This window comes from Paractinoplanes rhizophilus, from assembly GCF_042664765.1.
GTDB classification, from domain to species: Bacteria; Actinomycetota; Actinomycetes; order Mycobacteriales; family Micromonosporaceae; genus Actinoplanes; species Actinoplanes rhizophilus.
This window is the reverse complement of the sequence record NZ_JBHTBJ010000023.1, coordinates 14,323-39,991: the sequence shown is the minus strand read 5'-3', so window position 1 is coordinate 39,991 and position 25,669 is coordinate 14,323. Positions and strand designations below refer to the sequence as shown.

Genomic DNA, 25,669 nt, shown 5'->3' with positions numbered 1-25,669 from the left:
CTACCGTGGCCGGTACATGGACCTGCTGGAACGCGCGGACGAGCTCGCGACGCTGACCAGGCTGCTCGCCGAGACCTCGGCGGGCGGCCGCGTCGCCGTGCTCAGCGGCGAGGCCGGCGCCGGCAAGTCCACCCTCGCCGCCGCGTTCGCCGCGGCGGCCGGCCCCCGGGCCCAGGTGCTGTGGGGCGCCTGCGATCCGTTGCGCACGCCGCGTGCGCTGGGCCCGCTGCACGACATCGCCCGCGCGCTCGGCGGCCGCCTCCGCGAGCGCATTCTCCAGGCGCCCCGGGCCGAGGTGTTCGACCTGTTGCTGGAGGCACTCGACCGGCCACCGCAGACCGCCCGCCCGGTCGTCGTGCTGGAGGACCTGCACTGGGCCGACGAGGCCACGCTCGACATGGTGGCGTTCCTCGGCCGCCGGCTCGCGTTGTGCCGGGCGCTGCTGCTGGTGACGTACCGCGATGACGAGATCGGTCCCGACCACCGCTTGCGAAACGTCCTGGCCGGACTCCCGCCCGCCCTCTCCCGGCGGGTGACGCTGCCGCCGCTCTCCCGAGCGGCGGTCGCGGAGCTCGCGCGGCGGGCCGGCCGCGGCACCCCCGAGGTGTACGAGGTGACCGGCGGCAACCCGCTGCTGGTGACCGAGGTCCTCGCGGCCGGGGCCGAGGGCGTCCCGCCGACCGTCCGCGACCTCGTCCTCTCCCGGCTGTCCGCGCTCGGCGAGCCGGCCCGCGAGGTGGCCCGCCTGGTCTCGGTGGTGCCCGCCCGCGCCGAATCCGACCTGCTGCGGGGTCGTGCCGGGGCGGTCGACGAATGCCTGGCCCGCGGTGTTCTCACCGCGCGCGGCGACGGCGTCGCCTTCCGCCACGAACTGTTGCGCCGCGCGGTGGAGGAGGCCCTTTCTCCCGTACGCCGAAAGGCCCTGCACGCCGAAGTCCTGTCCGCCCTGACGACGATGCCGGGTGTCGACCCCGCGCGCCTGGTGCACCACGCCCACCACGCCGGCGACGTCGAGGCCGTCCTCCGCTGGGCCCCGATCGCCGCCCGCCGGGCCGCCGAGCTGGGCGCCTACCGGCAGGCGGTGGCGCATTACGCGACCGCGCTCGCGCTGGCCGGCGACCGCCCGGTGGAGGAGCGCGCCGGGCTGCTCGAGGAGCACTCGCTGGCCGCCTACCACGCGGGCCTCGGCGTCGACGCGATCGAGGCCCGGCAGTCCGCGCTGCGCCTGCGCGAGGAGCTCGGCGACCCGCTTCGCGTCGGCGACAACCTACGCTGGATGGCCCGGCTGAGCTGGTGGAACGGCCGTCCCGACGACGCCCGCCGATACTGCTGGCGTGCGGTCGGCGTGCTCGAGGCCATTCCGCCGGGCGCGTCGCCTGCCTTGTCGCCGGCCGCTTCGCCGGGCGCCTCGCCCGGCCGGGAACTGGCCGCCGCCTACAGCCATCTGTCGCAGCTGTACATGCTGGCCAACGAGGAGGAGCCGGCGATCGCATGGGGCAGCCGGGCGCTCGAGCTGGCGCGGCGGAACGGCGACCGGGACACCATGCTGCACGCCATGGTGAATATCGCGTCGGCCCGGTTCCTGCGCGACGAACCGGCCGGCGTGACCGGTCTGCGGGAGGCGTTCGCCCTGGCGGTCGCGGCGGGGCTGGACGATCACGCCGGGCGCGCCCTGGTCAATCTCGGCACGATGGCGGTCGACGGATACGCCCTCGATCTCGCCGAGGAGACCTTCGACCGGGTCCTGCCGTTCCTGACCGCCCGTGACCTCGACGGCTACATGCGGCACTTGCTCGGCCACCGGGCGCGGGTGGGGCTGGCCCGCGGCGACTGGGCGACGGCGGCGGCCGACGTCGAGGAGGCCATGGCCGGCGGCGAGGTGCCGGGCGCCTATCTCGTGCCGGCGCTGAGCGTGCGGGCCGTGCTGCGGGCGCGCCGCGACCAGCCGGGCGCGCGCGAGGACGCGGCGCTCGCGCGCGAGCGTGGCTATCGGGCCGACGAGATCCAGTTTGTCGGCCCGGCCGCGATCGCCCTGGCCGAGCTGTGCTGGCTGGACGGCGATCTCGAGCGGGCGCGGGTCGAGGCCGGGCACGGTCTCGGTGTGGCCGAACGAGCCGGGCACGCGTGGTTCCTCGGCGAGCTGGCGTTCTGGCTGTGGCGGGCCGGCGGCGAGGTCCCGCCGTCGGCGGCCGGGTCCGCGGCCGAGCCGTTCCGGCTGATGATCGCGGGGGAGTGGCGGGCCGCGGCCGACGAATGGGCCAAGCTCGGATGCCCGTACCTGCGGGCCGAGGCGCTGTCCGGGGGCGACGCCGACGCGACCACCGAGGCGCTGCGGATCTTCGATCGGCTCGGCGCGGTGCGTCCGGCCCGGCGGCTGCGTGCGGCGCTGCGCGAGCGGGGACTGCCGGTGCCGCGCGGCCCCCGCCCGGCCACGGCCGCCGATCCGACCGGGCTGACCGGCCGCCAGCGCGAGGTGCTGGCGCTGCTCGCCGAGGGCCTGAGCAACGCGGAGATCGCGGCCCGCCTGACGCTGTCCGCCAAGACGGTCGACCATCACGTGTCGGCGGTGCTCGGCAAATTGGGCGTACGAAATAGGGGTCAAGCCGCCGTGGTGGCCCGCAAGTTGGGGAACTCTCCCCATGTGGGGACCGGCGGCGATTCCTAGCGTCCTCGGCATGACCGAACTTGAACTGGACGGCCTGAAGGCCAAGCAGCAGAAGATATGGGCCAGCGGCGACTACAGCGCCGTGGCCGCGCTCATCCAGCCGATCGCCGAGGATCTCGCGCAGGCCGCCGACCTCTCGGCCGGCGCGACCGTGCTCGACGTGGCGGCCGGCTCCGGCAACGCCTCGCTGGCGGCGGCCCGCTGCGGCTGCCGGGTGACCTCGACCGACTACGTGACCGGCCTGCTCGACCGCGGCCGGCAGCGCGCCGCCGCCGAGCACCTGCCGATGGACTTCGCCGTCGCCGACGCCGAGAACCTGCCCTATCCCGACGCCTCCTACGACGCGGTGTTCTCGGTGGTCGGCGCGATGTTCGCGCCCGACCAGGAGAAGGTCGCGGCCGAGTTGGTCCGGGTCTGCCGGCCGGGCGGCACGATCGCCATGGCGAACTGGACTCCGGACGGCTTCATCGGCCACATGTTCCGCACGGTGGGCCGCCGCGTCCCGCCGCCGCCCGGCATCCGCGGCCCGGTGGAGTGGGGCAGCGAGCCCCGGATCCGCGAGCTGTTCGGCGACCGGGTCAGCGACCTGCGGGTGGTGCCGCGCACGTTCGTCTTCCGCTTCGCGTCGCCCGAGCATTTCGCCGACTACTTCCGCACCAACTACGGCCCGACCCTCAAGGCGTTCGAGGCGCTCGGCCCGGACGGCGGCAAGCCGCTCTACGACGACCTGGTCGCGCTGGCCGCCGAGCACAACGTCGCCACGGACGGCACCACGAAGATCCCGTCCGGCTACGTCCAGATCCTGGCAACGCGCCGCTGAGCGAAGCGGAGCCGGCTCAGCCGGTTTCCTCCACGGGGGTGGTGAGCCGGTTCGGCGTGGCGGCGCCGAACCGGCGGTGCACCGCCGTGCCCTCGAGCGCCGCCCGCACCGCGGCGACGCTGCCGGAGGCGAGCTTCTCGATCTCGGCGCGGATGACCGGGGTGGCCAGCTTCGCCAGCCCGTGCATTTCGATCTCGCTGCGGTAGCTCACCTCGGTGCCGCCCGCCACCGGCCCCAGCGTGACCGTGTCGACGCAGGTCGCACCCTCGCTGCGGGCGTGGAAGACGAGCCGGCCCGGGTCGGCGGCGATCAGCGTGTACGTCAGCTCGGCCGTCACCCCGAGCAGCTTGCGGACGTGCCGCCAATGCGCGCCCGGCACGATCGGCCCGGCGCCGAGGCGGTGGGTCGCGCGGGCCGACGGGTCCCATTCCCGGGCGTTCGCGAAGTCTCGCAGGTACGCCAGCACGGCGTCCGGGGGTGCGGTCACGGCGAACGTGCGCTCCACGACGATCATCGGTCCCCCAGGGCGTCGGCGTGCTGTCCCAGCGTAATGGCAGCTTCTGATCAGTGCCCCGTGTTTCGCCCGGGCGGCCGACACGGCTATCGAAAGGGATCGAAGCGTCGCACGAACCTCTTCTGCCACGGCGTCTCCACCGCGCGCGGGTGGTAGTGCTCGCGCACGTACCGGACCGCGCCGGCCGCCGGCACGCCGTCCAGCGCCGCGAGGCAGGCCAGGGCGGTTCCGGTGCGCCCGCGGCCGCCGCCGCAGGCGATCTCGACCCGCTCACTCTCGGCGCGGTGCAGGCTTTCGATCAAAACCTCTTTCAGGTACGCCGGGTCCGCCGGCAATCGGAAGTCGGGCCACCGCACCCAGCGCGTCTCCCATCCGAGCTCGGGCGGTTCGGCGCCGAGCAGATAGACCCCGAACGCCGGCGGATGGCCCGACGGCATCGGGTCGCGAAGCCCCCGCCCGCGCACCAGCCGCCCCGACGGCAACGCGAGCACCCCCGCATCCCCGGCCCGCCACAACTGCTCGATCCGCACGCCACCATCCTGCTACAGTCGCGCCCATGCACAGCTTCAGCGAGCGACGCCGGCGATCAGACGACCGCCGCTGAAGCAGTGCCCTTCCACCGGCGGGTCGAGCCCGCCGGTTCTTTTGTGCCCTGAGCCGGTCGACCCGCCTCCGCGCGTACCGTCGATGGGTTTGCCATGAATCTCGAAGCTCAGCTCGCCGACCGGCTCGGACCGGCCCTCGCGGCCGCGGCCGGATTCCCCGTTGATCCGGTGGTCCGGCGTTCGCAGCACGCCGACTTCCAGTCCGCGGCCGTGCTCGCGCTGGCCAAGCGGGCCGGCCGCCCGCCGGGGGAGATCGCCGCCGAGGTCGCCGCCCGGGCCGATCTCGCCGGCCTGGCTACCGTGGCGATCTCCCGGCCCGGCTTCCTCAACCTCACCGTCGACGACGCCGTGCTCGGGTCCGCGATCGACGGTCTCGACGACCGGCTCGGCGTGCCGCTCGTGGCCGGTCCCGAACGCGTGGTCATCGACTACTCCGGACCGAACGCCGCCAAACAGATGCAGGTCGGGCACCTGCGGTCGACGATCATCGGGGACGCGCTGGCGCGGATCCTCGAGTGGCGGGGCCACCGCGTGATCCGGGTCAACCACGTCGGCGATTGGGGCACCCAGTTCGGGATGCTGATCGAGCACATGGTCGATCTCGGCGCCGAACGGGCCGAGCATTCGCTGGGCGACCTGACCGACTTCTACCGTGCCGCGCGGGTGAAGTTCGACGGCGACGAGGCGTTCAAGACCCGGGCGCGCCTGCGGGTGGTGGCCCTGCAATCCGGCGACGAGCTGTGCCGGGAGCTGTGGCACCGGCTGATCGAGCAGACCGAGCGGAACTTCCTCGCCACCTACGCCCGGCTCGGGGTGACGCTGACCGCCGCCGACTTCGTCGGCGAGAGCTTCTACCAGGACCAGGTCGCGTCCGTCGTGGACGACCTGGCCGCGCGGGGCCTGCTGGTGGAGAGCGAGGGCGCGCTCTGCGTCTTCCCGCCCGGTTTCACCGGCCGGGACGGCGAGCCGCTGCCGCTGATCGTGCGCAAGAGCGACGGCGGTTTCGGGTACGCGGCGACCGACCTCGCCGCCCTGCGGCACCGGGTGCGGGCGCTCGGCGCGGATCGGCTGCTCTACGTGGTGGGCGCGCCACAGCGGACCCATTTCCGGATGGTCTTCGCGGTGTGCCGGGCCGCGGGCTGGCTGCCCGGGCACGTCACCGCCGAGCACGTCGAGTTCGGGTCGATCCTGGGCGCGGACGGCAAGATGTTCAAGACGCGGGCCGGCGACAACGTGCGGCTGGACGATCTGCTCGACGAGGCGGACGAACGGGCGTCCTCGGCCGCCATCGGCGTCGGCGCGATCAAGTACGCGGACCTGTCCGGCGACCGGCGCTCCGACTACCTGTTCGACTGGGACCGGATGCTCGCCGCCACCGGCAACACCGGGCCGTACCTGCAGTACGCGTACGCGAGAATCCGCTCGATCTTCCGGCGGTCCGTTTTTGATCTCGGGCCGGTGACGCTGACCGAGCCCGCCGAGCGGCGTCTCGCCCTGGCGCTGCTCGGCTTCGAGGCGGCCGTGACCGCCGCCGCCGACCTGCGGGAGCCGCACCGGCTCGCGTCCTATCTGCACGATTTGGCGGTCGCGTTCTCCGGCTTCTACGAGACCTGCCCGGTGCTGCGGTCGGCCGGCGCGACCCGGGCGAGCCGGCTGACGCTGGCCGACCGGACCGCCCGCACGCTGGCCCTGGGCCTGTCGCTGCTCGGAATCGATCTTCCCGAGGAGATGTAGCCCGCGTTCTTCTTCGTCGATGCCGCGGAGGTTAGGGTGCGTTCAGGCGCCCACCAGGCGCATGCTTCTCCCGTTCGGAAAGGTTCGTGATGACTCCTCCCGCCGGTGTATCGCGGCGTACGGTTATCGCCGCCTCGGTGGCCGCGGCGGCGGCCCCACTCGTGGGTTCCCAGGCGGCCCAGGCCCATGGCCACGGCCACAAGCCCGCCCCCGAGAAGACGTACCATCTCACCGTGCTGGGCACGTCCGATACGCATGGAAATGTGTATAACTGGGACTACTACCGGGACGCCGAGTACGACGACAGCGCGCACAACGACGTCGGCGTGGCCAAGCTCGCCGCGCTGGTCAACAAGATCCGCAAGGAGGCGACCGGCGCGACGCTGGTGCTGGACGCCGGCGACACCATCCAGGGCACCCCGCTGGCCACGTACTACGCCAAGCAGGAGCCGATCACCACGACCGGTGAGAAGCACCCGATGGCGCGCGCCATGAACGTGCTGCACTACGACGCGGTCACCCTGGGCAACCACGAGTTCAACTACGGCCTGCCGCTGCTGAACCTCTGGATCCGTCAGCTCGGCTTCCCGGCCCTCGCCGCGAACGCGGTCAGCGCCAAGACCGGCAAGCCGGCCTTCACGCCGTACGTGATCAAGAAGGTCTCCCTCGGCAAGCACGCGCCGACGCTGCGGGTCGGCATCCTGGGCCTGACCAACCCGGGCGTGGCGATCTGGGACCGGGCGAACGTCGAGGGCAAGCTGAACTTCCTCGACATGGTGAGCACCGCGGCCAAGTGGGTGCCGGTCATGCGGCGCTGCGGCGCCGACATCGTGCTCATCTCGGCGCACGGCGGCGACTCCGGCACCTCCAGCTACGGCCCCGAGCTGCCGAACGAGAACCCGGCCGCGCTGATCGCCCAGAACGTGCCGGGCATCGACGCGATCCTGTTCGGCCACGCCCACCTGGAGATCCCACAGCGGTTCGTGGCCAACACCGCCACCGGGCAGCAGGTGCTGATGTCCGAGCCGTCGAAGTGGGGCCAGCGGCTCACCAGGATGGACTTCGACCTGGTCCGCGAGCGCGGCAAGTGGAAGATCACCACGAAGGCCGCGACCACGCTGAACACCAACACGGTCGACGCCGACCCGGTCGTGCTCGCCGTCACCCGGGCGCAGCACGCGAAGACCGTCGCGTACGTCAACCAGGTCGTCGCGACGTCCACCGAGGAACTGTCGGCGGCCTCCTCGCGGTACGAGGACACGCCGATCCTCGACTACATCAACAAGGTGCAGACCGACACCGTCACGGCGGCGCTGGCCGGCACGTCGTACGCGTCATTGCCGGTCCTGTCGATCGCGGCGCCGTTCAGCCGGACCGCCGTGTTCCCGCAGGGCGACGTCAAGATCAAGGACGTGGCCGGGCTGTACATCTACGACAACACGCTCGAGGCGGTCGTGCTGACCGGCGCCGAGGTGAAGGCGTACCTGGAGTACTCGGCGAAATTCTTCGTGACGCTCGCCCCGGACGCGCCGGTCAACCCCGACACGATCAGCGACCCGTCGATCCCGGACTACAACTACGACGTGCTGTCCGGCGTCGACTACGACATCGACATCAGCAAGCCGATCGGCTCGCGGATCACCCGCCTGCAGATCGACGGCGCCGACATCGACCCGGCCGCCCAGTTCGTGGTGGCGGTGAACAACTACCGGCGCTCGGGCGGCGGCAACTTCCCCGGCATCGTGAAGACGCAGGTCTACAACGCCCAGCAGGAGATCCGCCAGCTGCTCATCGACTGGGCCCAGGCGAAGGGCGCCATCGACCCGGCCGACTTCTTCGTCAAGAACTGGCAGCTGGTCCGCGACGGCGTGCCGATTCAGTTCTGACGCACGCCTTTGACGGTGCCGTCGCCGTCCGCGAGGACGGTGACGGCACCATCGGCGCCGGTGCTCAGCGTGACGTGGCACGAGTAGGCGTCGAGCCCGCCCGGCCCCTTCCGGCTGAGCGGCTCGCAGTCGGCGGAACTGATCCGGACGCCTTTCGCGGCCGGCTGTGCCGTGAGGTTCTCGGCGATCGACTTCGCCACGGCCTCGTGCCGGATGTTCAGGTAGACCGGGATCGCGATGGCCATCGCCACCGCCCAGATCACGAAGCTCGCGACCCACGTCACGCCGAACGCGATCCAATACGGCTGCCCCGGATGCCCGGCCCGGCGAGCCTTGCCGGCGCGCCGGGCCGCCGAGATCAACCCCAGCAGGCCGAAGAAGAACGTCCAGACCACCACCGGCACCCATGACGGCTTGGGTGCGCCCGCGGTCCGGATCAGCTCCGGGTAGGGCACCATGAGGCCGCCATATTGAGACGGCTGCTGCTGACCCCACTGCGGTTGCTGCGGCGGGCCGTACGGGAGCTGAGTGGTCATCGAGCGGTTGCCTCTCGGTTGCCGGGACCGCCCCATCGGCAGGCCCGGCCCCGACCTGAGGGTCAGTCCCCGTCGTTCTTGCCGACCGGCACCTGCATCTCGGTGACCCACTTGTCGAACTCGCCGGGCGGGCAGTCGAGGTAGACCTCGCGGGCGAAGCCCGGCCCGACCGTGCGGTACCCGTTGTCGTCGATCCAGGTCGCGATCTTCTGGCCGGTGCGGAACGCCTCGGACATCGAGCCCTCGTGCAGGGCCGTGGCCGCCTGCTCGATCGCGGGCAGCACCGTCACGTCGAAGCCGGGGTCGTCGCCCACCTCGGCGTCGCCGATCGGGAAGGCCGCGTGCACGGTGATGGTCTCGTCGCCGGGCCCGGCCGGCGCCGGCAGGTAGTAGGCGATCGGCGCCCCGCACATCGGCACGGCCGCCTTCTCCATCAGCTCCATCAGCCGCGGATAGAGCGGCGACAGGTTCCCGCTGATGGAGTTGGGGTCGTCGTAGCTGGTGGCGGTCGCGGACAGCTCCGCCACCCGCAGCGCCGGCAGTTCCTTGAGGATGACGTCTCCGGTGTCCATATGCCCCTCGATCTCGATCATCCGGAGACGCGCGTCGACCTGGGCCAGGCGCACGTTGTCCCGCTGCACCTGGGCCTCCAGCTCGGCCCGCCGCAGGCGCAGCATGCCGCGCAGCTCACCGACGCCGACCTTCTCCTCGATCAGCACCTGCACGTGCTGCAGCGAGAAGCCGAGGTCTTTGAGCGCGATGATCCGGTTGAGCCGTTTCAGCTGTGCGGCGGTGTAGTAGCGGTAGCCGCTGTGCGGGTCGACGTGGGCGGGGCGCAGCAGGCCGATGGCGTCGTAGTGGCGCAGCATGCGCACCGACACCCGGCCCAGGCCGGCGAAGTCTCCGATACTGAACATGGTCCTCGTACCTTCCGGCCTGACACGGTGTCAGGGTCAACTCCCGGCCGCCGGGCCGACCCCGGGCGCGGTGGTGGGCGGCGTGGTGGCGGGCTCGGTCGTCGGGGGAGTGGTGGCCGGCTCGGTGGTCGGCGGCGTGGTCGGCGGAGTCGTCGGCGGGGTGGTGGGCGGCGTCGCGGTCGGCGTGGCGGTCGTGGTCGGCTTGGCCGAGGAACTCGCCGGGGCCGAGGAAGCCTTGCCCGCCCCGTTCGGCTTGACGCGGGCGGTGGTGGCGCCGACCGACGGCGCGGGCTCCGGCGCCTCGGACTCCTGCTGCGGCGCGGTTTCCGAGGGCACCACGTTTGTCCCGGTCTGGTCGCCGGCCGGGCTGCTGCCGGGCCGGAGAATGATCGCCATGGTGAGGCCGAGGGCCAGCACCCCCATCGCCACGATCGCCACCAGCAGCGCGGTCTGGCCGCGCGGCTTGCCCCGGACCGGCGGCGCGGCGAGCGGCAGGTCGCGCGGCATCGGCACCGCGCGGGTCGGCGGGGCCGGGCTGCTCGGGGCGACCATGGTCGTGCCCGTCATCCGCTTCCAGTCGAGCGGGCCGGCCGCCTCGAACGCCGCCTCGGCGAACGCGGCGGCCGTCTCGAACCGGTCGACCGGCTGCTTGGCCATGGCCCGGGCGATCAGGTCGCGCACCGCGGGCGGCACGTGGGCCGGCAGCGGCTCGGGCTCGTCCTCGAGGTGGCGCAGGGCCACCTGCAGCGCGTTGTCGCCGTCGAACGGCGGGTGCCCGGCGATGCAGTGGTAGGCCACCGCGCCGAGCGCGTAGATGTCGGTGGCGGCCGTGACCTTACCCTTGGCGACCTGCTCGGGCGCCATGTAGAGCGCGGTGCCGACGATCGCGTTGAGCTGGGTGACGCTGGTCACCGCGGCCGAGCGGGCGACGCCGAAGTCGACCAGCACGACCGCGCCGGTCGGCTTCACGATCAGGTTGCCCGGCTTGACGTCGCGGTGCACCACGCCGACCTCGTGCGCGGCGTGCAACGCGTCGGCCGCCTGCGCCACGATCGACATGGTCTCGGTGACGCTCATCGGGCCCTGGCGCACCCGGGCCGAGAGCGGCTCGCCCTCCACGTACGCCATCACCAGGTAGGCGACCCGGTCGTCGCTGTCCTCCTCGGCGCCGGCGTAGTCGTAGACCTCGACGACGCCGGGGTGGCGGAACGAGGCCATCATCCGGGCCTCGCCGTAGAAGCGCGCCGAGAACTCGGGGTCGGCCAGCATCGCGGTCTTGAGCACCTTGACCGCGATCACCCGGCCCAGCACCACGTCGGTGCCGCGCCACACCTCGCCCATGCCGCCGGTGGCGATGCGCTCGTCCAACCGATACCGGTTGCCCAGGAGATTCCCCGCAGACAGCACCGCCGGACCTATCTAATCGGGTGGCAACCGCCACGCAAGCGAACGTCGCTCAACTCTACAGATGGCCCGCTCCTAGCGGGGGGCCAGCGGTGGCACCCTACGTCCCGCCGCCGAATCGGTGATGAGCTGGGCCAGACGACGCTCACGCGTGTCCGCGCGCTTGGCGCTCACGACCCAGTGGGTGGCGGCGCGCCGGTAGTACGGGCTCTGCGCCGAGAACCACTCCCAGGCGGCCCGATCTGCCCGGAACAGGGCGGTCTGCCGGGCGTCGAGGCCCACTTCCTGCTCGTACGAGTAGGCCGGCCCTTGATCGATCTTGCGTTCCTCGAACGCCTTGCGCCCGGCCGGCGTCATCAGCCCCCGCTCGGTGAGCTCAGCGATCTTGGCCACGTTGATCGCGCTCCAGACGCTGCCCCGGCGTCGCGGGGTGAACCGCACCCGGTAGCTGCGCTCGTCGATCCGGCGGGCGATGCTGTCGATCCAGCCGAAGCAGAGCGCCTGCTCGATCGCGTCGGAGTGGGAGACGCCGGTTCGCCCGGTCCCCTTCTTCCAGTACCCGACGAACAACTCGGGCGCGGAGTCATGATTCGCCTCGAACCAGGCGCGCAGGTCAGCGGCCGTATCGAAGAAGACTGCGTCCACGCGCACAGGGTAGGCCCTGTGCCGATCACGCGGGAGCGAGGCGAGCCACGGGGCTTGCGGCCGCCGGGCGGCGGAAGACTCCGCCCGACGGCCGGGACTACGCGTTTTCCGTGCTCAGCGGTCGCCGGTGAGGACCACCGCGGTCTGGGCCAGCTCCTGCTCCTCCTCGGCCGCCTGACGCGCCAGGGCGCGCCGGGAGTACGCCGCGGCGGCCAGGCCGACCGCCACGCCGGCCAGGCCGGCCAGCAGCAGCGTGCCCCACGGGCGGCCCGGGCGGCGCCCGGCCAGCGCGTCCGCGGCGGCGGAGGCGCGGCGCCAGGCCTCGTCGGCCCAGCCCTGGCCCTTGTCGGTGGCGGCCGATGCCGCCTTGGTGGCGGTGTCGCCCGCCGAGGACATCGCGGACGACAGATACTCCCACGCCTGTTCGGCGGTTCGCTCGGCTTTGCTGCTCGTCGAGAACATCGTCGGTTTTCTCCTCCTGCGCTCGCCGTACCTCAATTCACCTGCCCGTATGCGCCATGCGGCAAACGTGTCCGGTGTGGACGCCATCACGGCCCCGGAAACCACTGGACGGGCCCCGGTAGTCTTGACGCCGTTCACACGGGTCACTCAGGTGGCTAACAGGTTCGGGGCCTAACCTTTCGGTCAGTTTCACCGAACCTTCGGGGGGTAGTCTCGACTCCCCCGGCGCGAGCCCGCGCGGCGTTGCACTACGCTGCGTTGCGGCCCGCGCACAGAGGAGCTGAACGCCCGGGCCGGCCGGGCGGGTGGAGGGATTGGCGTGACGCTGTCGATAATGACGTCGACGCTTGCCGACGCGGTGGTGGAGGTCTCACCCAGCGGTGAGATCGACGTGGAGAACGCATATGAGATCCGGGAGGCCGTGGCGACGCAGCTTGCCGAGAGCCACCCCACCCGCATCGAGCTCAACCTGCAGAACGTGACCTTCATCGACTCCGTGGGCATCAGCGCTCTGGTCGCCGCCTTCCAGCTCGCCGCGGTCAGCGACGTCAAGCTGATCGTCACCCGGCCCAGCCGGTTCGCGCACCGTCAGCTGTGGGTCACCGGCCTGCTGGGGCTGTTCGGCAACCCGCAGCCGTACGGCGAGGCCGCCGAGAGCGAGCAGCCCGCCGTATCCCTTTGAACGAGGCCCTCGGAGCGTTGCATGAGGCCCTCAGAGCGCCGGTGAGTGCACCGCGACCGTTTCCAGGTTGAAGCGGACGTCGGAGGCCTCCACCGGCGCGCGCAGCGGCGTCACGACGGCGAAATGCTCGGCCAGGGCGGCGAGGTCGGTCTGCGGCTCCAGGAGCTCGTCAGCGGCCTGCACAGCGGTCCGCACGAAGCCCTCGCCGGCCTCGGCGATGCTCATCTGCACCTGGCCGAACTGCGCGAGCGCGGCGCGCCGCAGCCCGCGGATGCCGTCCAGATGCAGGTCCGGCACGTTGAGGTTGAAGACCGTGCCGGGCGGCGTGTGCATCAGCGTCGGGATGAGCCGTGCGGCCAGCTCGGCGGCGCTGCTCCAATGCCGCTTCTCGTCGTCGTCCGTGGTCATCACGTCCATGGCGGCGCCGCCGCTGCGCGTCGAGGCCGCCTGCGGGGACAGGACGTCCAGCGAGACGGCAAGGCCGTGCAGGCCCGCGTACGAGCCGGTGAACGTCGCGCCCACGGTGCCGGAGTGCACCACGGCCGACCCGGCGTTGGCGCCCCGGTTGATGCCGGCGAGGATCAGGTCGGGGACCTCGCCGAACGCCTCCCGCAGGGCGAGCAGCACGATGTAGGCGGGCGACGCCGCGACCGCGTACGCCGGAATGTGTTTCGCCCCGGTGATCTCGCGCTTGTGCAGGATGATCCGGCCGTGTTCCTCGACCGCGGTCATCGCGGCGCTGGAGCCGCTCGATTCGGTGACCGGCGCGGCCACGACCACGTCGTGCCCCTCCCGGGCGGCGGCCCGCGCCAGGTAGCGCAGGCCGGGCGAGTCGATGCCGTCGTCGTTGGTGACCAGGATTCGTGTCATCGTGCCTTCTTGATCGGGGTGAGCCGGATGCGCTCGGTGAGCACCTGGACGGCGTCCAGATGTCCCGTGCCGAGACCGTGCCGGGTGACGTTCAGCGCGCCGGCGGCCGCCCCGGTGCGGACCGCCTCGCTCATCTCACCGCCGCGGGCGAGCACCGCGGCCACGCCCGCGGTCATCGAGTCGCCGGCGCCGCGGCCGTCGGTGGGGGTCAGCTTGGGCGTGCCGACCCGGTAGATCTCCTCGTTGATCAGCGCGAGCGCGCCCATCCCGGCGCGCGACACCAGCGCCGCCTCGGCGCCGTCGTCGTGCAGTTTGAGCAGCGCGTTGGTGAGGTTCTTCTCGGAGTCGTCGGCGGAGAGGCCGTCGGCGATCAGCTCCTCGTGGCTGACCTTCACGACGTTGAGACCGGCCGACAGCACCGCCTTGAGGTGGTCGCCGCACAGGTCGGCGATCACCTTGCACCCGTTGGCGCGCAGGTCGGCGGCGAGCCGGCGGTAGACGTCGGGGCGGATCACCGAGGGGTGGGCGGGCCCGCTGAGGATCGCGATGCCGGCTCGGAGCCCCTCGGCCAGCGCCAGGTTGTAGAGCTCGTCCAGCTCGTGGCGGGTGAAGGGGGCGCCGGCGATCTCGGCGAGCGAGCGGCGCCGGCCGTCGCGGCGGTCGTGCACGTACCAGCCGCTGCCGGTCTCGCGCGGGATCGTACGCAGCGTGACGCCCTTGAAGTCGAGTAGCGGCTTGAGGACCCGGCCGACCTCACCGCCCACGGCCGCGCACAGGATCACCTCGGCGCCCAGCGAGGTGATCATGCGGGTCTGCCAGATCCCCTGGCCGCCGGGGTGCACGTGCAACTCGGGCAGCTCGTGTTGCTGCTCGATGGTCACGGTGAGTTGAGGTGCAGGCGCGAAGACCATGACCCGAGCGTCGCTCATATTCGACATTGTCCACTTTTGTGGGCTGCCGGGCCGGGAAACGCGTCTAAAGCTCCATCGCCTCGCTGGTGAGCTCCCGCACCGCGTCGGTCAGCTCGGGGTGCTGCCGCAGGAAGTCGTCCAGGCGGACCCGCCACTTGCCGGCCTCGACGTCGCTCGCGTAGCGGTCGCCGCCGGTCTCGACCAGCGCGGTGAGCAGCCGCTGCCGAGTGTCGGCGAACTGGCCGTAGATCTCGTTGCCGAGGCGGGCGAGGACGCTGGTCGCGAACCGGTCGGAGTGCGGGCTGCCGGCCGCGCGGACGAAGGCCCGGGCGCCGTCCCAGGCCACGCGGGGTTGGTGGATGACCGTCTGCGTCATGGTGATGTCCTCCCGTGATGGCATAACCACCCGGCGTAGGGAGGTGGCATGCGTGAGATCATCGTCCTCGCTCGCTGTGATGATCGCCATAGTCGGGCTCACCAGCCGGCGGGGGCGCACCCGCCGCTCGCGCCGACCGGCTCCACCTGCAACGTGGCGTGGTCGATGTCGAAATCGTCGTGCAGTGCCTCGCGGGCCGTGCTCAGTACGGCGGCCAGCTCGGCCGCGGGCTCGAGGCTCAGGTGGGCCGAGGCCACGTCCATGCCCGAGGTCAGGGTCCAGACGTGCAGGTCGTGGACGTCGCAGACGCCGGGGACGGCGGCCAGGCGGGCCCGGACCGCGGTGATGTCCAGGTGCTCGGGCGCGGCCTGCACAAGGATCCGGACGGCGTCGCGGCCCAGCGCGAACGTGCGGGGCAGGATCATGAGCGCCACGATCACGGCGACGATCGGGTCCGCGTACGACCAGCCGGTGAGCCCGATGACGACGGCGGCCACGATGACCCCGGCCGAGCCGAGCAGGTCGCCGAGCACCTCGAGGTAGGCGCCGCGGACGTTGATGCTCTCCTTGGCGCCCGCGCGCAGCAGCGCGAACGCGACCACGTTGATGGCCAGGCCGCCCACCGCGACGATCAGCATCGGCCCGGCCGGCACCTCGGGCGGATCGGTGAACCGGCGCGCCGCCTGCACGAGCACGAACCCGGCCACCGCGGCGAGCAGGGCGGCGTTGGCCAGCGCGGCCAGCACCTCGAGGCGGTAGAGCCCGAAGGTGCGGTGCGAATCGGTGGCGGCCCGGCCGGCCGCGGTGATCGCGGCGAGCGCCATGGCGATGCCGAGCACGTCGGTGAACATGTGCCCGGCGTCGGAGAGCAGCGCCAGCGAGCCGGTGGCGAACGCGGCGGCCGCCTCGACCAGCATGAAGCCGGCCAGCAGTCCCGCCGCCCACCAGAGCCGGGTGCGATGCCGGGCGCCGGCGCGCAACGCCTGCGTCCCGTGGTCGTGTCCGGCTCCCATGAATCAACCCTCCGTCGCGCCGGCCGCTCCCGCCAATGTATGCGTACATCGCTATATGTGCAATGGCGGCGACGACCTACGCCGCGGCCGGCGCCCATCCGGCTGTCGTGCCGACGGTGGTCAGGCGCTGGGTGGCCCGGGACAGGGCGACGTACAGGGTGCGCACCCCGGCCGGGTCGCGGGTGAGCGACGCCGGCTCGACGAGCACGACGGCGTCGTACTCCATGCCCTTGGCCTCCAGCGCCGTGACCACCTGGACCCGTTCCGGAAGCCCGGCCACCCACGCGGCCATCTCGTCGCGCCGCGGCACCGGGGTGATCAGCCCGATCGTCCCGTCGACCTCGGTCAGCTGCTTCTCGGCCAGCTCGCGCACCAGGCCGGGCAGCCCGGACCGGTCGGTGACCACGTCGACCGGATCGACGCCGGTGCTGCGCACGGCCGACGGCAGCGGCAGGTCCGGCATGATCGTCCGGATCACCCCGGCGGCCACCGCGAAGATCTCCGCCGAGTTCCGGTAGTTCGTGGTCAGCGCGTAGCTGTTGCGCTTGCGCGAGCCGAGCGCGCGGTCGCGGGACCGGTCCAGCTCGGCGGGGTCGCCGGCCCACGCGGTCTGCGCCGGGTCGCCCACGATGGTCCAGGACGCGTACTGGCCGCGGCGGCCGATCATCCGCCACTGCATCGGCGAGACGTCCTGCGACTCGTCCACCACCACGTGCGCGTAGTCGCGGTAGTCGTCGTCGCGCTGCACCTGCTGGGCGCGGGCGGCCGCCTGGCGGTCCGCGTACGTGCTGACCTCTTGGATCCCGTCGCGTACGTGAAACGGGTTCTTGGTCTTCTTCTGCGCCTGCCGGGGCCGGCCGAGGATCTCGTCGAGCTCGTCCAGCAGGGCGATGTCGGCGATCGTCGGATCGTCGTGGAACGACCCCTGCAGGGCGGCGATCTCCTCCCGGGAGAGCACCCCGTTGGCGTATTTGCGCAGCCGGCCCGGGTCGGCCAGCCAGCGCAGCACCCGCATCGGGGTGAACCGCGGCCACCAGGCCTTGAGGAACTCTCGGAAGTCGGCCCGGTCGGCCAGCTCGGACTCGAAGTCGGCCTTCTCCGGCAGGCCGGGGACCCTGTGCTGGCGGGCCTGGGCCCAGAGCGCGTCGAAGATCCGGTCGAAGCCGTGGCCGCGCACCTCGTTGCGCCGCGCGCCGCGCGGCAGCGCCTTGCGCCGGATGGCGTCCAGCTCCCGGGCGTCCAGCCGCAGCAGCGTGCCCCGGTAGAGCAGGCGCAGCTCGTCGGGCCCGCCCGGCACGCCGTCGTGCGAGGCCCGCTCGAGCACCCGCCGCATGCGCAGCGAGCCCTTGATCGCGGCGACCGGCCCGCTGTCGACCCGGGTGGCGTCGTAGCCGACCACCAGCGAGCCGAGCGAGCGCAGCGTCGCCGTGTCCTCGCCCAGCGACGGCAGCACGGTCGCGATGTAGTCGACGAAGACGCCGGACGGCCCGACCACCAGGATCCCGCCGCCGGCGAACCGGCTGCGGTCCGAATAGAGCAGGTACGCCGCGCGGTGCAGCGCCACCGCGGTCTTGCCGGTGCCCGGTCCGCCGGTCACGATCGTCACCCCGGAGGCGGGGGAGCGGATCGCCTCGTCCTGCTCGCGCTGAATGGTCGCCACGATGTCGCGCATGCCGCGCCCGGTCGCCTTGGACAGGCTGGCCAGCAGCGCGCCGTCGCCGACGATCCGCATCCCCGGCGGCGCGGCATCGGGGTCGAGCAGGTCGTCCTCGATGCCGACGACCTTCTCCCGGCTCGACTGGATCATCCGGCGGCGCACCACCCCGAGCGGCTCGGCGGCGGTGGCCCGGTAGAAGGCCGCCGCGGCGGGCGCCCGCCAGTCGACGACCAGCGGCTGCGCGCTCTCGTCGCGGATGCCCATCCGGCCGACGTAGTGGGTGGCGCCGGTCTTGAGGTCGAGGCGGCCGAAGACCAGGCCTTCGTACTCGGTGTCGAGGGCGTGCCGGCGCCGGGCCGCGTGGAAGACCATCGCGTCCCGCTCGACCAGGGCGCCGTACGTGCCGACGCCGGCCAGCTGGTAGCCCTCCTTCTCGGCGCGCGACGCATCCCGGCGAAGCTCGGCGAGGCGTGCGTAGACCCGGTCCACGTGCTGCTGTTCGACCGCGATCTCTTGCTGCAGGACGGTGTCGCTCAAGATTCTCCCTGCGAGAAAAAAGGGGGCAATCGAATCTACTCCGCGAAGGGACCTTCTTGACATGCGGGTTCCGATGCGGATACTTAAGCAAGTGCTTAACCATTCGCTCGACCTGATGTACGCCGCTCTTGCCGACGGGAGCCGGCGAACCATGGTCGACCGCCTCAGCCGCGGCCCAGCGTCGGTGAAAGAGCTGGCCACGCCGCTGAAGATGTCGCTGCCGGCGGTCCTGCAGCACCTGCGCGTGCTGGAGGAGAGCGGCCTGGTCCGCTCCGAGAAGGTCGGCCGGGTCCGCACCTGCCGCCTGGAGCCCGAGGCGCTCCAGGCCGCCGAGCAGTGGATCGCCGACCGCCGGGCCGGATGGGTGAGCCGCCTCGACCGCCTCGAAGAGTTCCTGAACGGAGAAGACCGATGACCCAGCGTTCCGCCATGCACGACACGTTCCGCATCGAACGGCACTTCGACGCCGCGCCCGCCCGGGTGTTCCGTGCCTTCGCCGACCCCGAGGCCAAGGCCAAGTGGTTCGGTGGCCCGTTGCCCATGAAGCGGGAGTTGTTCGACTTCCGGGAGGGCGGCCGCGAGGCCACCGAGGCCACGCTCGACAACGGCACCACGTTCGGCTACACGGCGACCTACACCGACATCGTGCCGGACGAGCGGATCGTCTACACCTACGAGATGTCGATGAACGGGCAGCGCATCTCCGTCTCGGTCGCCACGATCGAGCTCCGGGCGACCGCGACCGGCACCGACTTCGCCATCACCGAGCAGGGCGTCTACCTCGACGGCCTGGACAACTCCGCGCAGCGCAAGCAGGGCACCGAGGAGCTGATGGACGCCCTCGCCAAAACCCTCTAGGCAGCCTTGTCCCGCACCCGGGCGGGCTTGCGCGCCCGGGTGACCCGGCGCTTCGCGGCGGCGACCCGCCCGACGATCCCCGCCAGCGCGGCCGAGACCTCGGCGTGCCGCTCGAGGATCAGCATGTGCCCGGCGCCGGGAAACACGGTGAGCTCGGTGCCGGGCAGCGCCTCGGCGATCCCCTCGGCGCACGGCGGCGGGGTCAGCCGATCCCGGTCGCCGACCAGCACGGCGGCCGGCACGTCGCCCAGCCGGGCCAGCGTGTCGATCCGCTGCTGCTCGCCGATCGAGTTGCGGAAGCCGCCGATCGACCGCAGCGTCGTTCCCCCGACGGTGCGCAGGGTAAGCCGGAGCGCCGCGTCCTCGTAGTCGTCGCCGAACAGCAGCCAGCGCAGCGGCAGCCGCAACGCCGGGACCAGCGCCCGGTGCGGACGCCAGGCGCCGGAGCGGGCCAGCAGGCCCGCGCCGATCGTCTCGCCGGCCCGCATCAGCGCCGCCAGCCGCGGCGGCAGGCCGTACATCGTGTGCGCGGTCCCCTCGGCGGTCGTCGACACGAAGAGCAGCCCCGCCACCCGCCGGGCGAACTCGCCGGGATGCCGGTGCGCGTACTCCATGATGGTCATGCCGCCCATCGAGTGCCCGGCCAGCACGACCGGCCCCTCCGGCGCCAGCTGCCGCAGCACCTCGGCGAGATCGTCCCCGAGCTGCCCCAGCGTCGCCGACCCCAGCCGGGTCGCTCCCGAGCGCCCGTGCCCGCGGGCGTCGAACGCGATGACCCGCGGCGGGTCGGTCGCCCTCGTCAGCGCCGTGATCTGGTGCTGCCAGGTGCGCCGGCTGAGGCACCACCCGTGCAGCAGCACCACGGTGACCTTGGCATCGCGCGGTCCCCACGTCTCGGCACACAGCGTGACGCCGTCCGGCAGGGTCAGTACGGACCGCTCGGACATGGGCACCTCCGCGAGTAGCACGGCCCCGTTGTACCCACGGGTAGCAATCATCACTCGCCGACTGTGTCGCCCGCCACTATCGGCGGCGGATTTTATGGGGATTCGCCCGAGCGGTCACAAGCGACACGGACGTCGGCTTTCCGTGAGTTGTCTCGCACTCCCTGTGGCTCCGCCCGACCTGGGCGAGAATTTCCGCATGACCACCGACCCGTCGGCCCCGCCGCCCCCGCCGATCCTCAACGCCGCCGACGCGCTCGCCGAGCTCGTCGCGGGCAACAAGCGCTTCGTCAGCTCCCGCCCCGAGCACGGGCACAGCGTCTCGTCCGCGGCCGCGGCCTCCAGCGGCCAGCAGCCGCACGCGGTTGTCGTCGGATGCATCGACTCCCGCGTCCCCCTGGAAGCGATCTTCGACCAGACCTTCGGGTCCATCTGCGTGGTCCGCTCCGGCGGCCACGTCGTCGACCGGGCCGTCCTCGGCTCCGTCGGCTTCGCCGTGGCCAAGCTCGGCGTCCCGCTCATCATGGTCCTGGGTCACAAGCGCTGCGGCGCCGTCCAGTCCACCCTCGACGCCTTGCGCACCGACGACCGGCCGCCGGGCGACATCGGCTACCTGGTCGACCAGATCGCGCCCGCGGTCGCGTCGGTGGGCCTGGGCGACCCCGACGTCGCGGAGAAAGCCATGCGCACCCACGTAACCCGCACGGTGGCGCGCATGCGAGAGATCGAGGGCGTCGCGGACGCGGTGGCGTCCGGCCGCGTGGACGTCGTGGGCGCGGCCTACGACCTCGACACCGGGTGGGTGGACCTTCTGCCTTAAAACCCCCATATCGTACGGGCGCGGTCCAGCCCTCTCCACGCGGGTCAAACGCCGCGCCCGCCTCCGCCCGGCACCCATTCGCACCGCCCTACCGCATCATGGCCGGGCTCCGAGCGCGACAGCTTGCGCTCACCGTCCGATCGCCCTGAGCGTCCTGCGGCGCGGGGGCGCGGCGCGGGGGCGCGGGCGCGGCGCGGGGGCGCGGCGATGGTGAGTTGCTGTTCGCCGGGCGCGGCTACTCATCAAGATCGCGCGGGTTGTCGTGGGTGGGTGCCCGCTTTGGTGCCAGCGCTTCGATGCGGCGGGGCGATGGTGAGTTGCTGTTTGCCGGGCGCGGCAACTCATCAAAGTCGCGGTGCGGGAGGTGGAAGGCGGGCGGCGAATGATGAATTCGCGTTCGTTTCGCGCTGTAGGTCATCAAGATCGCGCGCCGACCGGCGTGGGCTCACGGCGCAACGGTACTAAATGTCGTGATCGTGCCTTGGTGAAGGGCGGTGGGATGTTGATCAGTGGGCGCGAAAAAGGCGCCTCCGGCGTGGCCGGGGCGCCTTTTCGCAGATCAGGGAGCCGTGCTCAGCTCTCGAAGACGCCGGCGTCGACGAGGCGCTTCTCGGTGTCGGCCCAGCCGTGCTGCGGGTTGGCGGCGTCGAGCGACTCGAGCTCGGCGCGGATCTTGGCGCCGTGACCGGCCGCGGCCAGGATGCGGATCTCCTCGATGAAGGCCTCGGAGTCGGTCTTGAGGTGCGCGGTCTTGCCATTGGTCAGGTTGCGCACGTAGGCGAAGCGGCCGTTGGCGAGCGGGATGAGGTACTTGTACTCACCGAGCACGCTGAGGGCGCCGCCGGTGCTCTGGCCGGCGCGGACTGATGCGCGGGCGGTCTTCGAGGTGTTGCTCGCCACGGCGGTACTCCTTGAGGAAACAGAAAAAAGGCCGTGGTAACTCTACACGATGCCCGCCGGACCGTGCCGTCGGAGCAGGTCCGGCCGTTGAGATGGGTGTGCCACTACGTCAGTTCCGATGTCGATGTTGCCGATTCTCTGGCGCACCATCCGTACCATTCGGCATCATGGGACACGATCAACCGCGGTCGAGGTCGTAGGGGAAGACGCACCTCGGTCTCCGGGAGGTCACCGTGCCAACGTGTGGCGTCGTATACGTCCACTCGACCCCACTTGCCGTGTGCCAGCACGTCGAGTGGGCGATCGCGCGCGTCCTGACCGCGCCGGTCAACCTGCAATGGACCGAGCAGCCCGTCGATCCCGGCGCGCGGCGGGCCGAGTGCAGCTGGACCGGTCGGGCCGGGACTGGCGCCGAGCTGGCTGCTGCCCTCCGGCAGTGGCCCATGATTCGTTTCGAGGTGACCGAGGAGCCAAGCCCGGGCGTGGACGGCGAGCGGTTCATGCACGTGCCCGGCCGGGGCCTCTTCCACGGGATCATGGGCGCTTCCGGGGACATCCAGATCGGCGAGGACCGGCTGCGCACGATCATGGCCTCCGCGCGGGCGCCGGAGGCCCTCTCGCATGCGCTGGAAAAGGCGCTCGGCACGGCGTGGGACGCCGAGCTGGAGCCCTACCGGTACGCGGGCGACGGCGCGCCGGTCACGCTGCTCACCCGGGTGGGCTGACCCGGGCGTGATGAGGAGACTGCGAGTCACCGCGGTGGCCGCTGCGCTGCTGCTGGTGGCGTCGTGCGGCGAGGACAAGCCGCCGGCCCCGGCGGCGTCGAGCGCGCTGCCGGCCGCGACCCGGGCGCCGTCGAGCGCGCCGGCCACCGGTGACCCGGCGACGGTCGCCGCCGCGATGAGCGACTCGGATCTGGCCGGGCAGGTGCTCATGCCGTACGCGTACGGCAGCGACGCGACCACCGTGGACAAGACCTCGGCGGCCGGCAACCAGAACCTGGCCGGCGTGAACACTCCGGCCGAGATGGTCGCGAAGTTCCACCTCGGCGGCCTCATCCTGGTCGGCTTCACCGCGCAGGACCCGACCGGCTCCACCAACCCGGCGACCAACGTGGAGAGTCCGCCGCAGGTCCGCAAGCTCACCGACGGACTCCAGGCGGCCGCCCGGCAGGCCGGCATCCCCCCGCTGACGATCGGCACCGACCAGGAGTACGGCGTCGTCACCCGCATCACCGAGGGCGTGACCGCGCTGCCCTCGGCGATGGCTGCCGGCGCCGCCGGCCGGCCCGCGCTCACCGAGGCCGCCTGGCGTGCGGCCGGCGAGGAACTCGCCGCGATGGGCATCACGGTCGACTTCGCGCCGGTCGCCGACACGCTCGGACCGCCCGCGAACACCGTGATCGGCTCCCGCTCGTTCGGCGCCGACCCCAAGGCGAACGCCGCACAGGTCGCCGCGGCCGTGCGCGGCCTCCAGTCGGCGGGCGTCGCGGCCGGCCTCAAGCACTTCCCGGGCCACGGTCACACCAGCGGCGACAGCCACGAGGGCCTGCCAGTGGTGGCGCAGAACGCGCAGCAGTGGGCTACCCAGGATCTGCCGCCGTTCCAGGCGGGCGTGACCGCGGGCGCGGGCGTCGTGATGTCCGGCCATCTCGACGTGCGGGCGCTCGACAAGGGGACGCCGGCTACGTTCTCGTCCAAGGTGATGACCGGCGAGCTGCGCGGGAGGCTGAAGTTCGCCGGGGTGGCGATCACCGACGCCATGAACATGCCGCCCGCCATGAAGTGGCCGGCCGGCGAGGCCGCGGTCCGCGCGCTGAACGCGGGCAACGACATGCTGCTGATGCCGCCGAACATCGCGGCCGCCCGGGACGGCATCGTGGCCGGCCTCAAGAACGGCACGCTCAAGCGCGAGCGCCTGGTCGAGGCGGTGACGCGGATCCTGACGCTCAAGTCCCGGACGAAGCCGGCGCCCGATCTGTCGGTCGTCGGCATGCCGGCGCACCAGCAGGCGGTGTCCGCATTGGACGCCGCGTCGGTGACGGTCCTGCGTGGCGCCTGTTCCGGCCCGCTGCTCACCGGGCCGGTCACGGTGACCGCGGCCGACGGCCGCGAGGTCGCCCGGGTCAATCTGGTGCGGGCGTTGCAAGCGGCGGGCGTCGAGGTCCAGGCCGCGGGCGGCAAGGTCGTCCATCTCGTCGGGTACGGCGACAAGCCCGCCGACCTGAATGCGGCGGCCGCGGTGACGGTCATGATGGACACGCCGTACCTGCTGGCCTCCGCGAAGTCCCCGACCCTGATCGCCACGTACTCGTCGAGCAAGCTGTCGCTGACCGCCCTGGCCGCCGTGATCGCCGGAAAGGCCACGGCCACCGGCAAATCGCCGGTGGCCGTGTCAGGTCTGCCGCGGAGCGCCTGTTAGGGACGCGTGAACACCACGGCCACGTTGTGGCCGCCGAAGCCGAACGAGTTGTTGATGGCGGCCGGGATGTCGAGCGGACGTGACTTGAGGGCGGCCACGTCGAGGTCGAGCCGGTCGTCCGGGTCGTCGAGGTTGATCGTGGGCGGCACCACGCTGTCCCGGATGGCCAGGATCGTGGCGATCGACTCGAGCGCGCCGGCCGCGCCGAGCAGGTGGCCGGTCATCGACTTGGTCGACGTGAGCACCGGGTGGTCGCCGATCGCCTCGCGGATGCCCTTGATCTCGCCCATGTCGCCGACCGGGGTGGACGTGGCGTGGGCGTTGACGTGCTTGATGTCGGCGCCGGTCAGGCCGGCGTCGCTGATCGCCATCTTCATGGCCCGGATGCCGCCGGCGCACTCCGGGTCGGGCTGGACGATGTCGTACCCGTCGGAGGTGATGCCGGCGCCGGCGAAGCGCGCGTAGACCCGGGCGCCGCGGGCCGCGGCGTGGTCGGCGCGCTCCAGGATGATCGCGCCGGCGCCCTCGCCCAGCACGAACCCGTCGCGGTTCTTGTCCCACGGCCGGGACGCCCGCTCCGGGTCGTCGTTGCGTGTCGACATGGCCCGCATCGACGCGAAGCCGGCGATCGGCAGCGGATGCACCACGGCCTCGGTGCTGCCCGCGATGATCACGTCGGCCCGGCCGGCCCGGATCAGGTCGAGGGCCAGCGCCAGGGCCTCGGCGCCAGTGGCGCAGGCGCTGGCCATGGCGCGCACGCCGGCCTTGGCGGCGAACTCCAGCCCCACGTGGGCGGCCGGGCCGTTCGGCATGAGCATCGGCACGGTGTGCGGGCTGACCCGGCGGGGGCCGGACTGCTCGAGGATGTCGTCCTGGTTGAGCAGCGTGGTGGCACCGCCGATGCCGCTGCCGAAGCTGACCCCGAGGCGCTCGGGGTCGACCCCGTCCTCGCCGAGGCCCGCGTCGGCCCAAGCCTGCTTCGCGGCGATCAGCGCGATCGCCTCGGAGCGGTCCAGGCGGCGCAGGCGCACCCGCTCGATGACCTCGGACGGCTCCACGGCCAGCTCGGCGGCGATGCGCACCGGGAGCTGGGCCGCCCACTCCTGGGTGAGCGGACCCACCCCGGAGCGGCCGGCGACCATTGCGTCCCAGGTGGACGCGACGTCCCCGCCCAACGGGGTCGTCGCGCCGAGCCCGGTGACGACGACGTCTACATTGCTCATGTCAGTGATTCGCCTCGATGTAGGAAACGGCGTCCCCGACGGTCTTGAGGTTCTGCACCTCGTTGTCCGGGATCTTGACGCCGAACTTCTCCTCGGCAGCCACCACGACCTCGACCATGGACAGCGAGTCGACGTCCAGGTCGTCGGTGAAGGACTTCTCCTCGGCGACGTCGTCCGGGTTCACCCCGGCGACCTCTTCCAGGATCTCGGCGAGGCCGGAGGTGATCTCTTCGCGAGTTGCCATCTTCTTGGGTATTCCTCTCAAATGG

General features: G+C 72.1%; 26 protein-coding genes. 10 read left to right on the top strand and 16 right to left on the bottom strand.

Going from position 1 to position 25,669, the window contains the following annotated elements; genetic code table 11:
• Window positions 1-16: 16 nt before the first annotated feature.
• Window positions 17-2,665, top strand: coding sequence for an ATP-binding protein (locus tag ACFQS1_RS26270; protein WP_378973189.1), 2,649 nt, complete (start codon window positions 17-19; stop codon window positions 2,663-2,665).
• Window positions 2,666-2,675: 10 nt separating this feature from the next.
• On the top strand, window positions 2,676-3,485 hold the full coding sequence (locus tag ACFQS1_RS26265) for a class I SAM-dependent methyltransferase (RefSeq protein ID WP_378973187.1): 810 nt from the start codon (window positions 2,676-2,678) through the stop codon (window positions 3,483-3,485).
• 16 nt (window positions 3,486-3,501) lie between these two features.
• On the opposite strand, the gene ACFQS1_RS26260 is transcribed toward ACFQS1_RS26265, so the two are convergent.
• Together ACFQS1_RS26260 and ACFQS1_RS26255 are read right to left on the bottom strand one after the other, a co-directional pair.
• On the bottom strand, window positions 3,502-3,999 hold the full coding sequence (locus ACFQS1_RS26260; protein WP_378973185.1) for an SRPBCC family protein: 498 nt from the start codon (window positions 3,997-3,999) through the stop codon (window positions 3,502-3,504).
• A gap of 86 nt (window positions 4,000-4,085) precedes the next feature.
• Window positions 4,086-4,529, bottom strand: a complete 444-nt coding sequence (locus ACFQS1_RS26255) for a protein-tyrosine phosphatase family protein (protein ID WP_378973182.1) — start codon at window positions 4,527-4,529, stop codon at window positions 4,086-4,088.
• A 168-nt stretch (window positions 4,530-4,697) separates the two neighbouring features.
• Here ACFQS1_RS26255 and argS point away from each other — a divergent pair, with 168 nt between their 5' ends.
• Together argS and ACFQS1_RS26245 are read left to right on the top strand one after the other, a co-directional pair.
• On the top strand, window positions 4,698-6,338 hold the full coding sequence (argS, locus tag ACFQS1_RS26250) for an arginine--tRNA ligase (protein ID WP_378973180.1): 1,641 nt from the start codon (window positions 4,698-4,700) through the stop codon (window positions 6,336-6,338).
• A gap of 89 nt (window positions 6,339-6,427) precedes the next feature.
• Complete coding sequence (locus ACFQS1_RS26245; protein WP_378973178.1) at window positions 6,428-8,224, top strand: bifunctional metallophosphatase/5'-nucleotidase; 1,797 nt, start codon at window positions 6,428-6,430, stop codon at window positions 8,222-8,224.
• Here ACFQS1_RS26245 and ACFQS1_RS26240 read toward each other — a convergent pair.
• From ACFQS1_RS26240 to ACFQS1_RS26220, 5 genes are all read right to left on the bottom strand, one after another.
• Window positions 8,215-8,760, bottom strand: a complete 546-nt coding sequence (locus ACFQS1_RS26240) for a hypothetical protein (RefSeq protein ID WP_378973175.1) — start codon at window positions 8,758-8,760, stop codon at window positions 8,215-8,217. The two genes, ACFQS1_RS26245 and ACFQS1_RS26240, sit on opposite strands and share 10 nt — an antisense overlap.
• Before the next feature lie 62 nt (window positions 8,761-8,822).
• Window positions 8,823-9,677, bottom strand: coding sequence for a MerR family transcriptional regulator (locus ACFQS1_RS26235; protein WP_378973173.1), 855 nt, complete (start codon window positions 9,675-9,677; stop codon window positions 8,823-8,825).
• Window positions 9,678-9,713: 36 nt separating this feature from the next.
• A complete protein-coding gene (locus tag ACFQS1_RS26230) occupies window positions 9,714-11,084 on the bottom strand; it encodes a serine/threonine-protein kinase (protein ID WP_378973171.1) in 1,371 nt (456 codons plus the stop codon).
• 72 nt (window positions 11,085-11,156) lie between these two features.
• Window positions 11,157-11,726: a YdeI/OmpD-associated family protein gene (locus ACFQS1_RS26225; protein WP_378973168.1), complete on the bottom strand. Its 570-nt coding sequence runs from the start codon at window positions 11,724-11,726 to the stop codon at window positions 11,157-11,159.
• Between the two features lie 114 nt (window positions 11,727-11,840).
• Window positions 11,841-12,188, bottom strand: a complete 348-nt coding sequence (locus tag ACFQS1_RS26220; protein WP_378973166.1) for a hypothetical protein — start codon at window positions 12,186-12,188, stop codon at window positions 11,841-11,843.
• 319 nt (window positions 12,189-12,507) lie between these two features.
• On the opposite strand from ACFQS1_RS26220, the gene ACFQS1_RS26215 reads away from it, so the two are divergent.
• Window positions 12,508-12,870 carry an STAS domain-containing protein gene (locus tag ACFQS1_RS26215; RefSeq protein ID WP_378973163.1) on the top strand — a complete coding sequence of 121 codons (363 nt, stop codon included), beginning with the start codon at window positions 12,508-12,510 and terminating at the stop codon, window positions 12,868-12,870.
• A gap of 30 nt (window positions 12,871-12,900) precedes the next feature.
• On the opposite strand, the gene surE is transcribed toward ACFQS1_RS26215, so the two are convergent.
• The 5 genes from surE to ACFQS1_RS26190 form a co-directional block, all read right to left on the bottom strand.
• Entirely contained in the window at window positions 12,901-13,740 is an 840-nt protein-coding gene (gene surE / locus ACFQS1_RS26210; protein WP_378973161.1) for a 5'/3'-nucleotidase SurE, read from the bottom strand.
• On the bottom strand, window positions 13,737-14,669 hold the full coding sequence (locus ACFQS1_RS26205; RefSeq protein ID WP_378973159.1) for a 1-phosphofructokinase family hexose kinase: 933 nt from the start codon (window positions 14,667-14,669) through the stop codon (window positions 13,737-13,739). Before ACFQS1_RS26205 ends, surE begins: the two co-directional genes overlap by 4 nt.
• Window positions 14,670-14,715: 46 nt before the next feature.
• A complete protein-coding gene (locus ACFQS1_RS26200) occupies window positions 14,716-15,027 on the bottom strand; it encodes a hypothetical protein (RefSeq protein ID WP_378973156.1) in 312 nt (103 codons plus the stop codon).
• Window positions 15,028-15,125: 98 nt separating this feature from the next.
• A complete protein-coding gene (locus ACFQS1_RS26195; protein ID WP_378973153.1) occupies window positions 15,126-16,040 on the bottom strand; it encodes a cation diffusion facilitator family transporter in 915 nt (304 codons plus the stop codon).
• Window positions 16,041-16,116: 76 nt separating this feature from the next.
• Complete coding sequence (locus ACFQS1_RS26190; RefSeq protein WP_378973333.1) at window positions 16,117-18,237, bottom strand: HelD family protein; 2,121 nt, start codon at window positions 18,235-18,237, stop codon at window positions 16,117-16,119.
• An 88-nt stretch (window positions 18,238-18,325) separates the two neighbouring features.
• On the opposite strand from ACFQS1_RS26190, the gene ACFQS1_RS26185 reads away from it, so the two are divergent.
• Both ACFQS1_RS26185 and ACFQS1_RS26180 read left to right on the top strand, forming a co-directional pair.
• Entirely contained in the window at window positions 18,326-18,649 is a 324-nt protein-coding gene (locus ACFQS1_RS26185) for an ArsR/SmtB family transcription factor (RefSeq protein ID WP_378973151.1), read from the top strand.
• A complete protein-coding gene (locus ACFQS1_RS26180) occupies window positions 18,646-19,092 on the top strand; it encodes an SRPBCC family protein (RefSeq protein WP_378973149.1) in 447 nt (148 codons plus the stop codon). Before ACFQS1_RS26185 ends, ACFQS1_RS26180 begins: the two co-directional genes overlap by 4 nt.
• Here ACFQS1_RS26180 and ACFQS1_RS26175 read toward each other — a convergent pair.
• Window positions 19,089-20,039 carry an alpha/beta fold hydrolase gene (locus ACFQS1_RS26175; protein ID WP_378973147.1) on the bottom strand — a complete coding sequence of 317 codons (951 nt, stop codon included), beginning with the start codon at window positions 20,037-20,039 and terminating at the stop codon, window positions 19,089-19,091. The genes ACFQS1_RS26180 and ACFQS1_RS26175 overlap by 4 nt on opposite strands.
• Before the next feature lie 196 nt (window positions 20,040-20,235).
• Between ACFQS1_RS26175 and ACFQS1_RS26170 the strand changes: the two genes are divergently transcribed.
• A complete protein-coding gene (locus ACFQS1_RS26170) occupies window positions 20,236-20,856 on the top strand; it encodes a carbonic anhydrase (protein ID WP_378973145.1) in 621 nt (206 codons plus the stop codon).
• A gap of 573 nt (window positions 20,857-21,429) precedes the next feature.
• On the opposite strand, the gene ACFQS1_RS26165 is transcribed toward ACFQS1_RS26170, so the two are convergent.
• Window positions 21,430-21,756 carry a hypothetical protein gene (locus tag ACFQS1_RS26165; protein WP_378973143.1) on the bottom strand — a complete coding sequence of 109 codons (327 nt, stop codon included), beginning with the start codon at window positions 21,754-21,756 and terminating at the stop codon, window positions 21,430-21,432.
• Window positions 21,757-21,989: 233 nt separating this feature from the next.
• Between ACFQS1_RS26165 and ACFQS1_RS26160 the strand changes: the two genes are divergently transcribed.
• Window positions 21,990-22,481, top strand: a complete 492-nt coding sequence (locus ACFQS1_RS26160; protein WP_378973141.1) for a DUF3145 domain-containing protein — start codon at window positions 21,990-21,992, stop codon at window positions 22,479-22,481.
• A 10-nt stretch (window positions 22,482-22,491) separates the two neighbouring features.
• Window positions 22,492-24,177, top strand: a complete 1,686-nt coding sequence (locus ACFQS1_RS26155; RefSeq protein WP_378973139.1) for a glycoside hydrolase family 3 protein — start codon at window positions 22,492-22,494, stop codon at window positions 24,175-24,177.
• Here the strand turns inward: ACFQS1_RS26155 and fabF are convergent.
• Both fabF and ACFQS1_RS26145 read right to left on the bottom strand, forming a co-directional pair.
• Window positions 24,174-25,400 carry a beta-ketoacyl-ACP synthase II gene (gene fabF, locus ACFQS1_RS26150; RefSeq protein WP_378973137.1) on the bottom strand — a complete coding sequence of 409 codons (1,227 nt, stop codon included), beginning with the start codon at window positions 25,398-25,400 and terminating at the stop codon, window positions 24,174-24,176. The two genes, ACFQS1_RS26155 and fabF, sit on opposite strands and share 4 nt — an antisense overlap.
• Window position 25,401: 1 nt before the next feature.
• Window positions 25,402-25,644 (bottom strand): acyl carrier protein, encoded by a 243-nt coding sequence (locus ACFQS1_RS26145; RefSeq protein WP_020516670.1) that lies wholly within the window; start codon window positions 25,642-25,644, stop codon window positions 25,402-25,404.
• Window positions 25,645-25,669: the final 25 nt, after the last annotated feature.